Here is a 13,668-nt window from a genome sequence, read left to right as displayed (position 1 = left end):
AAAAATGGAGGTGGTCATTTTGCTCCGGAATTAGGTGGTCATTTTGAATTGGAATCAGGTGGTCACTTTAAATTGGAATTGGGTGGTCAATATCACTGGAATTTGCACTAACCACACGAAAGGATTCGTGCGGTAGCGGGGGATAAAGGGCTGATGACTGCTGCGTCTTCTGATTCCAAGCGATCCAGTTCAGCAAATAAAAGTGATGTTTCAGATATGGTTAAATATCCGTTAAGAGGAAAGACTAATTCTGAGACGAATGAAAATGGTAATACTACAAATGCAGGTAAGGGCACTGTTACAAATAACACATCATCAACTCAGGATGAATTGAGAAAGGGAAAGGTACAATAGCTATGAAATCAATCATTATTTACATTATTATCTTCTTTTTAATAATTTCTTGTTCAAGAAGTACTTATGATATTAACTATAAAGGAGAAAGTAATTACAGCTACTTTTATTTAGTTGATACAATAAAGATAAAGGATCCAGTCAGGATTCATTCTTTAAAGTTTGGCGGTCAATTCATTGTGTCGAAGTCTATATTAAAAGAGTATAACAATAAAATTGATTTTTTCAGTCGCCCAGATGTGTTTCTTCTAGGAAATGATTTGTATAGAGATTTACCTCAAAAAGATTACCAGAAATATGCTTATCCCGATAATGGAGGATGTGAATTTGTAAAATCACAATTAGAGGTTCAGGGTTTAGAGGTTTATGAATTAAGCAGCAGTTCTGTGTCTTTTCTTCTAGGACTGATTAATAGTAATTATTTTTATCAAAAGCATAATTCGTATGGTTCATTTGCATATCCTGAAAATAAAAACAAAAAATCTTACTATAAAATTGTATATCCCTTATGTAAATAGATTGATATTGTGGTTGTTACAGTGAATTTGAAAAAACTCCCGACCGCGCGGATATGAATAAATATTCTTAGTAACGGATAGCGCAGATTTGCAATCTGTGCCCACAATCGAGAGCAAACAAATTAAACTACAACCACAAAAAGTTGTAGTATTGTTTTTTAAACTATGCTATGTCAACAAAATACAACCCCGACCGCGCGGATATGAATAAATATTCTTAGTAACGGATAGCACCCGACCGCGCGGATATGAATAAATATTCTTAGTAACGGATAGCACAGATTTGCAATCTGTGCCCACAATCGAGAGCAAGCAAATTAAACTACAAACCCGATGGCTCGGAAATGACAAAATAATGTCTTGAAGGATAGCGCGGTTTTGCAAACCGTGCCCACAAAGTTGAGTAGGCAAAGTAAGTCAAGATAACAAAAAACCGAGCAATTGCTCGGTTTTTTGTTATGGGATTACTCATCCTCAGAAATATATTTTAGTAAACCCAGATGGCTCGGATATGTAATAAAATTCCCCCCCACTGGCGCTCGTTTATCCACAACTCTGGTGCTCGTCTGCGACGAGTACCTACTTAAATTAGAAGACAAATCGTAGCGTTTGCAACGCGGTTAATATATAGAAACCACTTCATTACGGAGTGGTTTTTGGTTTTTATTCTCTCTATTGCTATAAGTAAAACAAGTACAACATTTGCATTATTTACTATGAAACAGAAATTACCCAGATTACCTCAATCTGTACTACAAAGCATTTTTTTTTAGATGTCCCATCAAAAAAACCGTAAAAAAAAGTCCAAAAAACCGTAAAATACTTCAAAAAACTATTTCGAACTTGCAACAAGATTATAAAAATAAATGCTACAGTAAAACTAGAATCGGAATACATCACTTTATAGAACCAAAAAATAAATGACTAATAACAGCAATATAATAAATAGAATGGATAGAGAAGAAATACTGAATACATTAGGCGAAGTTCGCCACGAATTGGCTAAAGTAAAAAAGAAATTAGACAATTTAGTTTCTCAATCAATACGATACAAAGAAATTCATCCAGAATTGGATAGACCAGTACTAGCTTTACAAGGCATCAGTGATGACATTTACGAAACCATAGAAATTGAAAAATGGGTACTAATGAATTCGTTGAATTAAAAAGGAAAAATCTAGGTTAGTTAGATAATTCAGATTAATTGATTATTGCAACATAAATAAAAAATTGAACATGAAAAAAATAGGACTTAATTTCATTAATAAACTTTGGAAATTAATAACCAGATAATTAGTGAAAAATCCACAAAAAAAACTGTTTTACAAACAAGCAACTTCGAACAGAGGGAATAAACTACCTCTAAATAAAGTAAATAAAAGTACAATCATTCCATAAAAACAGCAACAAAAACACATAATACAATGGAAATTAAAGCGATCAAACCAGGACCAAAACCAAACAAACCGGATGGAACACCCGATGAGAGAAGACGAGTTACTCCCCCAAACCAACCCAAACATCCAGATTTAAAACCACACATACATAAACCAAAAGATTAAACGAGAGATTTCATAGAAAGCGAAGTAACTCAAATCTCTGAAATTTTTTCGACTTCAGGACAACCCCGCTCTCCGAAGTGTTCCTTAAAGCGAAAACATCCTTGCAAAGTCGGATACGCTGTGCGAAGTCTCACCAGCTCTTCGAAGAGTTCTTTTTAGGAATAAATTTGTCGTGCGGGCTGTGCGAATGTCTCCTGACTTCGCACCTGTTCCAATGAGTACCCAACGAGAGCAGGTTTGACAAAGTTGGAACTGCACATAGGAATGGGTACGAAGTCGGGAGACTTCGCACAGCATCCGAAAAAGAGGAAGTTAAAATGACAGAAGATAACCTTAAAATAGCTGCAAAAAATAAAAAAATCACTTTTTGATATAATTAAGAATATTTTCAAAAATTAATAAACTAACAACTTGATATTATTGCCAAATTAGTAAAAAAATATTCCTAACAGTCAAATTATTGATTTTACTAAAAATCATCCTGCTCTAAAAGGTAAAATCAAATATAATACTGATGGAAGTTTGATTAATTTACACACGAAAACAGCTAAAGACTTATTTGTAAAACTATTGAATGATGATTTTTTAACTTCTGAATTGACAAAATTATTTTATGATAGCCTTGCTAAAGATGGTATTGAAATTCTAGAAACAATAGACGAATAAAGTAATGATAAAATATACCAATTAATTTTCAAGATGTAACTATTCCTTTTGCAATTTAAAATTAAACAAGGGCGAAATTTACCCTCAAAAAACAAACGAGAGTAAATTTTAACTATATTTACACTTGAACATTAATTAGAGGTAATAAATGCCTTCGTTTAAAAATTATAAAATGAGTAAGAAAATAAAACATAATCCGGAAATTCCGTACAATGATTTGCCGCTATTACCTCCACAAGCGGAAATAGAAAATACTATAATACTCAAAAAAACTATTGCAGCCAGTAGAGCTTTATCAGAGCTAAAAGGAGCAATTACAAATTTACCCAATCCAATATTATTTATAGACACAATCAATTTACAGGAAGCGCAAGCTAGTTCTGCCATTGAAAATATTATCACAACACAAGATGAACTGTTCAAAGCATCAATTGCGGAGAAAAAAAATGATAATCCTGCTACAAAAGAAGTAATGCATTACAAAGATGCCTTGTGGTTCGGTGTAGAACAAATAGAAAACCGACCTATCCTAGCGACAAATCTATTTATTGCAATAATGCAAATCATAAAAGAAAATCAATCCAGTATTAGAAATGCACCTGGAACACAATTAAAAAACCCAGCAACAAATGCTGCAGTCTATACACCACCAGAAGGAGAAAATGTAATTAGAGAAAAGCTAAAAAACCTAGAAGATTTTATTCATGCAGAAGATGATATTGACCCCTTAGTAAAAATGGCAATTATTCATTACCAGTTTGAAGCAATCCACCCATTCTTTGATGGAAATGGTCGTACAGGAAGAATTATTCTATTATTATACCTCAAAATGACGGGCTTACTTGATTTACCAGCACTATATTTAAGTAATTATATCATTCAACACAAAGACAAATACTACACCACTCTTAGAAAAGTAACAGAAGAAGGAAATTGGGAAGATTGGATTATGTATATGCTGGATATGGTAGAACAAACTGCCCTAAAAGGAAGAAGCCAAATAGCCGAGATTGAAAAACTGATGAATAAAATGGGAACCGAAATACAACAAAAGTTACCAAAAATATATTCAAAAGACCTTATGGAAGAGCTATTCCGATTACCCTATACAAAAAGAAACCAATTAGAAAATGCAGGATTAGGCAATCTAAAAACGGTAGGTAATTATTTAAAGGAATTGGAAAATAACGGTTTCTTGAAAAGCGAACAAGTGGGAAAAGAAAAATTGTATCTAAATTTTAAGTTGTTAGAAGTATTGAGAGTAAAACAAGAAAAGAAATGATAAATCACCTCGATCCCATAAAACATATAAAAATTTTAAGACAGACTTTATCTCAAGATTAAAAACCTATTGGATTTTTTATTTCAGCTGGTTGGAAACTTTGTTGCCACAAAAAAAAAGTCCTGAAATTTTCAGGACTTTTTTATTTTAACACCGTTTCCGTTTTTTTATTCCAAAACGAAATTTACGCTTACATTTGCCGTAATTTCTATTTCTCCAATGGCCAATGTTTCTCTAGGAGCTGATTCAGCGTCAAAAGCCGCTTTCATGGCATACATTCTAGGTTGCGGAACATAAGTTTGTGTATTATCGGAAATCAAAATGGCTTTGCCCACTTTTTGCCCCAGAACCGAGACAAAATCTTCGGCTTTTGCTTTTGCGTCTTTTACTGCTAATTTTCGTGTATCGGATTGCAATTCCTTCATTTTCGAAGATTTGAACTCGACATTGTCTATTCGGTTAATCCCTTCGTCGACCAAACCTTCCATCAAAACGTCATATCTGGACAAATCCCTCAACAAGATTTGAACCGTCTGGGTGGCAACATAATTGTGTTTCTTTTTCTCGTAATCATAATTGGGATTCAAGGAAACGCGCTGCGTTTGGTAATCTTCTTTTGCAATATTCGACTTCTTGACAAATTTTAATACGGCATCCATTTTCTTGTCATTCTCCCGCTTTACATCGTCAGCCCTGGTTCCTTTGGTTTCAATGGAAATTGAAATTGAGGCTTGATCGGGAGCCACTTTTACTTTTCCTTCCCCGGAAACATTAATCGATGGAATTTGTTTTTGTTCTTGTGCATAGGAAATCGTCATAAATAAGACCGCTGCAACCAGTAATGCTTTTTTCATGTTGTAAAAAATTAAGTTAGTTTTTTTATTTGTAGGCAAAACCTGTGCCAATTATAACTTTCCCATTTTTGACATCACAAAAAGAATGATGATGGGAATCGCCAAGAGCACTACCATAGCGGTGTTGTCTACCAGCATTGTGGGTTCTTTGAGCAATGTAATCAAATAACCGCCAACTGCGCCTCCAAAATGAGCCGTGTGGCCTATGTTGTCATTCTTGGCCTTCATTCCATAAATAGAATACAACAAATACCCAATGCCAAAAAGATACGCCGGAATGGGAATGGGAACAAAAAACAAATACAAATTCATGCTTGGATCTATCAAAATTGCCGCATACAAAACTCCCATTACGGCTCCTGATGCCCCAATGGCACGATAACTGTAATCATTTTTGTGCATCAACAAAGTCAACAAGCTACCAAATACGAGACTTGCCACATAAATCATGAAAAAGGAAGCGCTCCCAAAATAATTAATTACCACGGGCGCAAACATGTAAAGGGTAAACATATTGAAAAATAAATGTCCCATATCTGCGTGCAAAAAACCCGATGTGACCATTCGGATGTGGTCTCCTGCTCGAATACTTCCTATGTGAAATTCAAATTTCCTGAAAAAGGCCACATCATTTAAACCTTTTAGACTGAATAAAATGGTGACGGCAATAATTGCAATTAAAATAGTGCTCATAAATTCTGGCGTAGTTTTTTTTAAAGTGTAAATCTAATTAATATAATGGTCATAAAAACAGCATACGAACCACAAACTATCAACCAAAAGGATTTTTTGGATTATATTTGTTGAAATATTTTACCCAATGCGTTTTATCGTTTACCTCATAGCTTACCCGTTTTTATGGTGCATTTCGATGTTGCCTTTCCGATTGTTGTACTTGTTTTCTGATTTCACCTATCTAATCGTTTATTATTTAATTGGTTATCGAAAAAAAACCGTTCGAGAAAACTTGGCTTTGGCATTGCCCCATTTATCTACCGAAGAAAGATTGGCCATCGAAAAAAAATCATTTCGCCATTTGTGCGACATGTTCCTCGAAATGATCAAAACAATGACGATTTCCAATAAAGAAATCAGTAAACGTTTTGTGTTTACCAATATGGAAGTATACAAAAATCTGGAAGCACAGGAAAAAAGCATCTCCATGATGCTCGCCCATTATGCAAGTTATGAATGGGTTATTTCGATGAATGCTTATGTAAATTTTAGTGCTTTTGCCATTTATAAAAAAATAGCCAATCCTTATTTTGACAAACTCGTTCGAAATATTCGATCCCGATTCAAGGCCAATCTTATCACCACCAAAGAAACTATTCCGGTTATAATCAACAATAACCGAAACAAAGAATTGTCCATTTATGGATTTGCAAGCGATCAATCGCCCAGGATTTCATCAGCATATCATTGGCAAAAATTTATGGGAGTTGAAGTTCCCGTGCATACTGGTGCCGAAATGTTGTCCAAAAAATACGATATGAATGTTATTTTTCTGAAAGTACAAAAAGTAAAACGGGGTTATTATCAAGCCAGTTTTGAAGTGCTTTCGGATAATGCCAAAGAAGTGCCCAACTACGAAATCACGGACCAATTCCTGAAATTAGTGGAACAACAAATTCTTGAAGCTCCAGAATATTATTTGTGGACCCATAAACGTTGGAAACACAAGAGGTAGTTTTTAGTGTTCAGTCGCAGTTTTCAGGATATCACAACTGCATACTGAAAACTATTTAAACCATTTTTCCACCAATTCTTTCTCGAAAGGCAATGCGTTTTTATGAATAAATTCGTTGGAATTTTTATCGTAATTGTAGTCTTTCGACCAATCTTTATGGTTTTCCGCCAATGCTTTTATGCTTTCGCAAACGAACTCAATCTCTTGATTCGTGGTCGTGGGATGAATTGACATTCTTATCCAACCCGGTTTTCGGATTAAATCCCCCAAGGTAATTTCGTCAATAAGTTGATGCGAAGTTTCCTGGTCCACATGCAATAAAAAATGACCGTAAGTTCCGGCGCAACTGCAACCGCCGCGAGTCTGGATTCCGAATTTGTCATTCAATAATTTCACGCCCAAATTAAAATGCAAATCGTCAACATAAAACGAAATCACTCCCAGCCTGTCTTGGTGTTGCGCAGCCAAAATCTTGATATTTGGAATATTTCCCAAGTTTGAAAAAATATAATCCACGAGTTCGTGTTCTCGTTTCAGGATGTTTTCTATCCCCATTTCCTCCTTTAGCTGGATTGCCAAAGCCGTTTTTATGACTTGCAGGAAACCCGGAGTTCCACCGTCTTCCCGGTCTTCGATGTTGTCGATGTATTTGTGTTCGCCCCAAGGATTTGTCCAAGAAACCGTTCCGCCACCGGGATTATCGGGAATTAAATTCTGGTATAATTTTTTATTAAAAACCAACACGCCCGAAGTTCCCGGACCGCCAAGAAACTTGTGTGGCGAGAAGAAAATGGCATCCAAGAAACTTTCTGGGTCTTCAGGATGCATGTTTATTTGCACATAAGGACCCGAACAAGCAAAATCCACAAAGCAAAGTCCGTTGTTTTCGTGCATCAATTTTGCCACTTCGTGATAAGGTGTCTTGATTCCGGTAACGTTGGAACACGAGGTGATGGACGCAATTTTAAAACTCCTTTCTTTATATTTTTCCAATAATTTAACCAAATTATCCAAACTGAACAATCCTTCCTCGCAGGAGGGAATCACCTCCACATCGGCAATGGTTTCAAGCCAAGAAGTTTGGTTGGAATGGTGTTCCATGTGCGAAATAAAAACAACCGGTTTTTTCTCGGCGGGAATGTTGATGAAATCTTTTAGGTTTTCGGGGATTTTCAAACCTAGAATACGCTGAAATTTATTGACAACGCCTGTCATTCCTGTTCCATCAGTAATCAGGACATCGTCTTCACTCGCATTTACGTGCTGTTTGATGTAATTTCTGGCTTTGTGATACGCCATCGTCATTACCGTTCCCGAAACCGTGGTTTCGGTATGGGTATTGGCCACAAAAGGGCCAAACTCGTTCATCATTTTTTCCTCAATTGGACGATACAATCGACCACTCGCCGTCCAATCCGTGTAAATGATTTTTTGTTTGCCGCAAGGCGATACAAATTCTTGGTTGATTCCTATGATATTCTTGCGAAACTGTTGGAAGTATTGTTCTAATTGGGTTGGCATTGTCGTGGTGGTCATTCTGTTTTGAATTTGATTTCAAATATACCTATTTTTATTTATTTTATAAACTGAAAATAGTGAGTCCGTTTTTGTTTATGGCCGATATAAATTAAAACCTCTTCATTATTTGTAGTAAATTAGACACATATTTGAAAGAAATTACAAGAATGGCGTTTGTCGTACAAATCCACCCAAATAAGGGTAGATAAGTCTGATAGATTCATACCTATATAACAATTAGCGGTAATTCCCAGAAATCCAATACAGTTTTATGAACTTAAGATTATTTTTTCTGTTAGTTATTATTGAATCGCTTTCTGTGGTTGATGGATTTTTCGGACTTATTTTATTTTTCTTTCTTTATCATGGTTCAGGCGCTGAAGCAAGTTCTAACAAAGTTATGTTGACTGAAAATGTTGCGTTTGTAACCCTATTTTTATTGCCATTGCTTTCGGAATTTTTAAATACAGAGCTTTAACAGAAAAATTAAAATCCAAAAATTATTTCTACTCAGGATTGCTCGTGACAATAGTTAGCAGAATATATTTTGGACTGAATATGTAACAGTACTACTGTTAACAGCTACAACGGGTTTACTTCGTCCGTTCGGCTTGCAGCCTCGGGTGGGCATTAGGCTTAATGGGAAGTTAATTTTGTATTTGGGATGATTTGGCAAATCCGAAAATAAGGCTTAATTTAGTCCCAAACCTCCCCAAGCTTCAAAACTTTATACGTCATACTCTTGTCAACAGTGCAAAGTTATAACATACCTGCAGGAAATTGATTTTGTCAAACTAAATAACAATACATATTGATATGAAAGACAATAGAGAAACACCCATTACTATTTCCAAAGAAGAGTTCAAAAAAATAGGCTATCAATTAATCGAAACCCTATCTGATTTCATTGACACTATTGATGAAAAACCGGTTACCACGGGAGAAACACCAAAGGAAATACAAACCGTTTTAGGCAATGCTTCCTTGCCTGAACACGGCACTTCCGTTTCAGAATTATTTACCAGGACTTCTAATTTATTGCTCAACCATTCCTTGCTCAACGGACACCCCAAATTTTTTGGATACATCACTTCGTCACCGGCACCAATTGGAGCATTGGCTGATTTGTTGGCTTCAGTCGTCAACCCCAATGTGGGCGCGAATATTTTAAGTCCAATGGCGACCGCAATCGAAAAGCAGACCGTGAAATGGCTGGCCGAATTTATTGGAATTTCTCCCGGCTGTGGCGGGATATTGGTAAGTGGCGGCAATATGGCCAATTTTACCGCTTTCTTGGCTGCAAGAACTGCCAAAGCCCCAAAGAGCATAAAAGAAAACGGTTTGACGAATACGAAAGCTGAGATGGTTTTGTATTGTTCAAAAGCAACCCACACCTGGATTGAGAAAGCAGCAGTATTATTCGGACACGGTTCAAAAGCCATTAGATGGATACCCACCGATGCAGAAAACAAAATGAATACGGAAATTCTATCACGAACCATTAACGACGATTTACAGCAGGGGAAAACACCTTTTCTTGTAATTGGAAATGCAGGAGATGTCAGCACAGGCGTAGTAGACAATCTTTCGGCAATAGCCGCTATTTGCAAAGCGCAAGATTTATGGTTTCATATTGACGGTGCTTATGGAATTCCTGCCGCGGTGATTCCAGAATACAAAAAATTATTTGACGGAATTCAGGACGCTGACTCCATCGCTCTAGACCCTCACAAATGGCTTTACGCACCCCTTGAAGCAGGTTGCACCTTAATAAAAAACCCGCAACACCTCATTGATACCTATAGTTCTCATCCCGTTTATTACAACTTTAGCAATCAGGATGACGAACCCACAGTGAATTATTACGAATATGGTTTTCAAAATTCAAGAGGATTCAGGGCATTGAAAGTTTGGATGGCTTTGCAACAAGTGGGAAAGAATGGCTACATAGAAATGATTGCGGAAGACATCGCTCTATCCGAATTGTTGTTCGAAGAAGCCAAAAAACATTCGGAACTTGAAGCAGTAACACAAAATCTGAGCATTGCCACTTTGAGATATGTCCCTATGGACTTCACGCAAGACGAAACTTATTTGGACACCTTGAATGAAAAATTGTTGAATGAGCTGCAACAAGGAGGTGAAGTATTTTTGTCAAATGCCGTTGTTGCCGACAAATATTGTTTAAGATGCTGCATCGTAAATTTCCGAACTTCAAGAAAAGACATTATGGAGATTGTTGACATAATAGTTCGCGAAGGACGAAAAATTCACGAAATGCTTCAAAGAAAATGACAACTCTTTTTAAATAACTTTTGTGCGGCCAAGCGGCCAACCGTTAATAAAACATTCCAATCAACCTAGAAAAAACCTTTAATGGAAAACAACACCTACAAAAACGGCCAACTTGTTTCTGAACAAAAAGGCAATCATTTGACGTATTTCTACAAAAACGGAAAAGTAAAAGCAAAAGGAATTTTTGAAAATAATTTAATGGAAGGCAAATGGATCTTTTATCGCGAAACCGGACAGTTATGGCAAGTGGGAAATTTCAAAAATAGCATAAAACACGGGCATTTTATCCGTTATGATAGAAATGATGAAGTAGAATATGAAGAAAACTTCGTTGATGGAAAAATAGTCAAAAAGAAATAACAAACCACCAATAAATTTGACAAGATTGAGGTTTTTGGCTTAATTCAAAGATTTTTATTTACCTCCATTCGCTTTCAAATCCGCCAGACATTGCGCATCCAGCTGAACTGCTGTTCCACCTGAAACCATGTTTGAAATTCCATGTCCTGTCTCGGCTGCCCAATACATCAAACAACTGGACACATTGCAATGTTTGGGATGAGCGGTATCTTCATGCGCACTTTGCAAAGCGGCTCCCAAATTAGTCAATCCCAATATGTGTCCCATTTCATGGTTGATAGTTGTTGTCTCCAATAAACTTCTATTGGGTTCCAATGGACTATCGCTCAAATCCTGAACCGTTTTCTGATAAATTACCAAAGACGTATTCCAATAAGCCGACCCCATAACAACTGAAGTGCTGGTGTCTGTCACTGATTTTCCATCGGCAAAAAATACCCAAACCGCTATTTGATTGGAGGTATTAAATTTTGTTCTGTTGGCATTTTCTATCGTTACGATTTCGTCAATGGTGAAAGTTGCTTTTCCCGGAGATGGAATCGCTCTTTTTTGGACTGTTATCCCATTAGGCTTGTAAGTTCTCGCCTGTAGAAAAGAGACCATATTATTAACGGCTGTTGCTGATGGTTCAAATCCATTGACATAAACCAGTTCAATAACGATGCTCGTAAACTTTTTGTCCGACAACAAATCGTTGGAAGAACTTCCTGTCGTCTGTTTGTTGGTATTGGGATTTACAACATAAGTATTTGCTGATAAATCATCCTCTTTCGAACAGGAAACGAATAGGACAAAACCTATAGATAAAAGGGCAATAATTTTTTTCAAAATAGGATTTTTATGATTTGCATGATAGAAATAACTCAAAAAAATGGGTATTAGTATACTGGCGATTCCACTTTTTGAATTTTTAAGTCGATCTTTAAAATAAAAGCCAAAACCATAAAACAAAAAAACCCTTTCAAAAATCCATGTTTTGAAAGGGTCATTTTATAAAAAACTGTGGCTTTAAATTCCAGCCACCGCTTTTATTTCATCAATAATTCGTAATGCCAAAGCATCGGCTTTTTCTTGAGTGGCCGCTTCGGTATAAATTCGAATAATCGGTTCCGTGTTCGATTTTCTAAGGTGAACCCAATTTTCGGCAAAGTCGATTTTCACGCCGTCAATGGTTGTGATGTCTTCGTTTTTGTATTTTTCGGTCATTGCCACAAGAATCGCATCGACATCAATTTGTGGCGTCAATTCGATTTTGTTTTTGCTCATGTAATATTCCGGATAGGAAGCCCTCAAGGCAGAAACGCTCATTTTTTTGTTGGCTAAATGCGTCAAGAACAAAGCCACTCCCACCAAACTATCGCGACCGTAATGCAATTCGGGATAAATGATTCCGCCGTTTCCTTCACCGCCAATGATGGCATTATTTTTCTTCATCAAATCCACCACGTTCACCTCGCCCACTGCGCTGGCTTCGTAACTTCCGTTGTGCAAATTGGTCACGTCACGCAAAGCACGGGAAGACGACATATTCGAAACCGTATTTCCTGGCGTTTTGCTCAAAACATAGTCGGCGCAAGCCACCAAAGTATATTCTTCGCCAAACATTTCGCCGTCTTCGCAAATGAAAGCCAAACGATCCACGTCTGGATCAACGACAATTCCCAAATGGGCTTTTTCTTCGACAACCAATGCTGAAATATCTGTCAAATGTTCTTTCAAAGGTTCTGGATTGTGGGGAAAATGTCCGTTAGGCTCGCAATACAATTTCACGACTTCAACGCCCATTAATTCCAATAATTTTGGGATGATGATTCCTCCCGATGAATTCACACCGTCAACAACTACCTTGAATTTGGCCGCTTTTACGGCTTCAATGTCTACCAATGGCAAATTCAAAACCTCGTCGATATGAATGTCCATATACGCATCGTTTTCCATGATAGCGCCCAAACTGTCCACATCCGAAAAGTCGAAAGCTTCAGCTTCGGCAATTTGAAGGATTTTTTCTCCTTCAATGCCATTCAGGAATTCACCTTTTTCGTTCAATAATTTCAAGGCATTCCATTGTTTTGGATTGTGGGAAGCCGTCAGAATAATTCCACCATCGGCACTTTCCAGAGGAACGGCGACTTCGACAGTTGGTGTTGTCGAAAGCCCTAAATCAACCACGTCAATTCCCAAACCAATCAAGGTATTTACCACCAAATTATGGATCATTGGTCCCGAAATTCGGGCATCACGCCCCACAACAACCTTCAAGTTCTTGTTGTCCTTGCCGTTGCTGTTTTTCAACCAAGTTCCATAAGCCGAAGCAAATTTCACGGCATCAACCGGAGTTAAATTATCGCCCACCTTTCCGCCAATGGTTCCTCGAATTCCCGATATAGATTTTATTAAAGTCATATAATTTTAGAGTTTAGATTGCAGATTTTAGATTGCAGATTGCTGCTTTACTATTTTAGAAATATTTTCGACAAATATAAAAAAGTTATGTCTTTATCGAGAAGTAAATTCCAAGTTACTAATTCTTTTAAATAAATTAAGATTCGAGTTTTTTTATATCTTTATC

At 36.7% G+C, this 13,668-nt stretch carries 14 protein-coding genes; 9 read left to right on the top strand and 5 right to left on the bottom strand.

Annotated features, from left to right (window positions below; all coding sequences use genetic code 11):
- Nucleotides 1-356: 356 nt before the first annotated feature.
- The 5 genes from C0430_RS09120 (at nucleotide 357) to C0430_RS09105 (ending at nucleotide 4,382) form a co-directional block, all read left to right on the top strand.
- Nucleotides 357-872 (top strand): hypothetical protein, encoded by a 516-nt coding sequence (locus C0430_RS09120; protein WP_290868526.1) that lies wholly within the window; start codon nucleotides 357-359, stop codon nucleotides 870-872.
- A 950-nt stretch (nucleotides 873-1,822) separates the two neighbouring features.
- The gene (locus C0430_RS09115; RefSeq protein WP_290868523.1) at nucleotides 1,823-2,038 is read left to right on the top strand and encodes a hypothetical protein; all 216 of its coding nucleotides are present in this window, start codon (nucleotides 1,823-1,825) and stop codon (nucleotides 2,036-2,038) included.
- Nucleotides 2,039-2,296: 258 nt separating this feature from the next.
- Entirely contained in the window at nucleotides 2,297-2,434 is a 138-nt protein-coding gene (locus C0430_RS09110) for a hypothetical protein (RefSeq protein ID WP_290868521.1), read from the top strand.
- 441 nt (nucleotides 2,435-2,875) lie between these two features.
- Nucleotides 2,876-3,100 carry a Kiwa anti-phage protein KwaB-like domain-containing protein gene (locus C0430_RS13405; RefSeq protein WP_366559329.1) on the top strand — a complete coding sequence of 75 codons (225 nt, stop codon included), beginning with the start codon at nucleotides 2,876-2,878 and terminating at the stop codon, nucleotides 3,098-3,100.
- Between the two features lie 172 nt (nucleotides 3,101-3,272).
- A complete protein-coding gene (locus C0430_RS09105) occupies nucleotides 3,273-4,382 on the top strand; it encodes a Fic family protein (protein ID WP_290868518.1) in 1,110 nt (369 codons plus the stop codon).
- A 167-nt stretch (nucleotides 4,383-4,549) separates the two neighbouring features.
- On the opposite strand, the gene C0430_RS09100 is transcribed toward C0430_RS09105, so the two are convergent.
- Nucleotides 4,550-5,236 (bottom strand): SIMPL domain-containing protein, encoded by a 687-nt coding sequence (locus C0430_RS09100; protein WP_290868514.1) that lies wholly within the window; start codon nucleotides 5,234-5,236, stop codon nucleotides 4,550-4,552.
- A 51-nt stretch (nucleotides 5,237-5,287) separates the two neighbouring features.
- Complete coding sequence (locus C0430_RS09095) at nucleotides 5,288-5,929, bottom strand: rhomboid family intramembrane serine protease (RefSeq protein WP_290868511.1); 642 nt, start codon at nucleotides 5,927-5,929, stop codon at nucleotides 5,288-5,290.
- Between the two features lie 127 nt (nucleotides 5,930-6,056).
- Between C0430_RS09095 and C0430_RS09090 the strand changes: the two genes are divergently transcribed.
- A complete protein-coding gene (locus tag C0430_RS09090; protein ID WP_290868508.1) occupies nucleotides 6,057-6,926 on the top strand; it encodes a lysophospholipid acyltransferase family protein in 870 nt (289 codons plus the stop codon).
- Nucleotides 6,927-6,977: 51 nt separating this feature from the next.
- On the opposite strand, the gene C0430_RS09085 is transcribed toward C0430_RS09090, so the two are convergent.
- Entirely contained in the window at nucleotides 6,978-8,462 is a 1,485-nt protein-coding gene (locus tag C0430_RS09085) for an aminotransferase class V-fold PLP-dependent enzyme (protein WP_290868505.1), read from the bottom strand.
- A 253-nt stretch (nucleotides 8,463-8,715) separates the two neighbouring features.
- On the opposite strand from C0430_RS09085, the gene C0430_RS09080 reads away from it, so the two are divergent.
- The 3 genes from C0430_RS09080 to C0430_RS09070 all read left to right on the top strand — a co-directional run bounded on the left by C0430_RS09080 (nucleotide 8,716) and on the right by C0430_RS09070 (nucleotide 11,099).
- Nucleotides 8,716-8,922 carry a hypothetical protein gene (locus C0430_RS09080; RefSeq protein ID WP_290868502.1) on the top strand — a complete coding sequence of 69 codons (207 nt, stop codon included), beginning with the start codon at nucleotides 8,716-8,718 and terminating at the stop codon, nucleotides 8,920-8,922.
- 338 nt (nucleotides 8,923-9,260) lie between these two features.
- Nucleotides 9,261-10,739, top strand: coding sequence for a pyridoxal-dependent decarboxylase (locus C0430_RS09075; protein WP_290868499.1), 1,479 nt, complete (start codon nucleotides 9,261-9,263; stop codon nucleotides 10,737-10,739).
- Between the two features lie 81 nt (nucleotides 10,740-10,820).
- The gene (locus tag C0430_RS09070; protein WP_290868496.1) at nucleotides 10,821-11,099 is read left to right on the top strand and encodes a hypothetical protein; all 279 of its coding nucleotides are present in this window, start codon (nucleotides 10,821-10,823) and stop codon (nucleotides 11,097-11,099) included.
- 54 nt (nucleotides 11,100-11,153) lie between these two features.
- On the opposite strand, the gene C0430_RS09065 is transcribed toward C0430_RS09070, so the two are convergent.
- Both C0430_RS09065 and glmM read right to left on the bottom strand, forming a co-directional pair.
- Nucleotides 11,154-11,927 (bottom strand): membrane metalloprotease, encoded by a 774-nt coding sequence (locus C0430_RS09065; RefSeq protein WP_290868493.1) that lies wholly within the window; start codon nucleotides 11,925-11,927, stop codon nucleotides 11,154-11,156.
- A gap of 180 nt (nucleotides 11,928-12,107) precedes the next feature.
- Complete coding sequence (glmM, locus tag C0430_RS09060) at nucleotides 12,108-13,502, bottom strand: phosphoglucosamine mutase (RefSeq protein ID WP_290868489.1); 1,395 nt, start codon at nucleotides 13,500-13,502, stop codon at nucleotides 12,108-12,110.
- Nucleotides 13,503-13,668 lie beyond the last annotated feature (166 nt).

The organism is Flavobacterium sp., assembly GCF_013823965.1.
Lineage (GTDB): Bacteria > Bacteroidota > Bacteroidia > Flavobacteriales > Flavobacteriaceae > Flavobacterium.
Note: the sequence above shows the minus strand (reverse complement) of the source record. Positions and strands in the feature narration are given on the sequence as shown.

Coding starts and splice junctions, on each gene's coding strand:
- C0430_RS09120 (WP_290868526.1), top strand. CDS start 357: ATGAAATCAATCATTATTTACATTATTATCTTCTTTTTAATAATTTCT.
- C0430_RS09115 (WP_290868523.1), top strand. CDS start 1,823: ATGGATAGAGAAGAAATACTGAATACATTAGGCGAAGTTCGCCACGAA.
- C0430_RS09110 (WP_290868521.1), top strand. CDS start 2,297: ATGGAAATTAAAGCGATCAAACCAGGACCAAAACCAAACAAACCGGAT.
- C0430_RS09105 (WP_290868518.1), top strand. CDS start 3,273: ATGAGTAAGAAAATAAAACATAATCCGGAAATTCCGTACAATGATTTG.
- C0430_RS09100 (WP_290868514.1), bottom strand. CDS start 5,236: ATGAAAAAAGCATTACTGGTTGCAGCGGTCTTATTTATGACGATTTCC.
- C0430_RS09095 (WP_290868511.1), bottom strand. CDS start 5,929: ATGAGCACTATTTTAATTGCAATTATTGCCGTCACCATTTTATTCAGT.
- C0430_RS09090 (WP_290868508.1), top strand. CDS start 6,057: ATGCGTTTTATCGTTTACCTCATAGCTTACCCGTTTTTATGGTGCATT.
- C0430_RS09085 (WP_290868505.1), bottom strand. CDS start 8,462: ATGACCACCACGACAATGCCAACCCAATTAGAACAATACTTCCAACAG.
- C0430_RS09080 (WP_290868502.1), top strand. CDS start 8,716: ATGAACTTAAGATTATTTTTTCTGTTAGTTATTATTGAATCGCTTTCT.
- C0430_RS09075 (WP_290868499.1), top strand. CDS start 9,261: ATGAAAGACAATAGAGAAACACCCATTACTATTTCCAAAGAAGAGTTC.
- C0430_RS09070 (WP_290868496.1), top strand. CDS start 10,821: ATGGAAAACAACACCTACAAAAACGGCCAACTTGTTTCTGAACAAAAA.
- glmM (WP_290868489.1), bottom strand. CDS start 13,502: ATGACTTTAATAAAATCTATATCGGGAATTCGAGGAACCATTGGCGGA.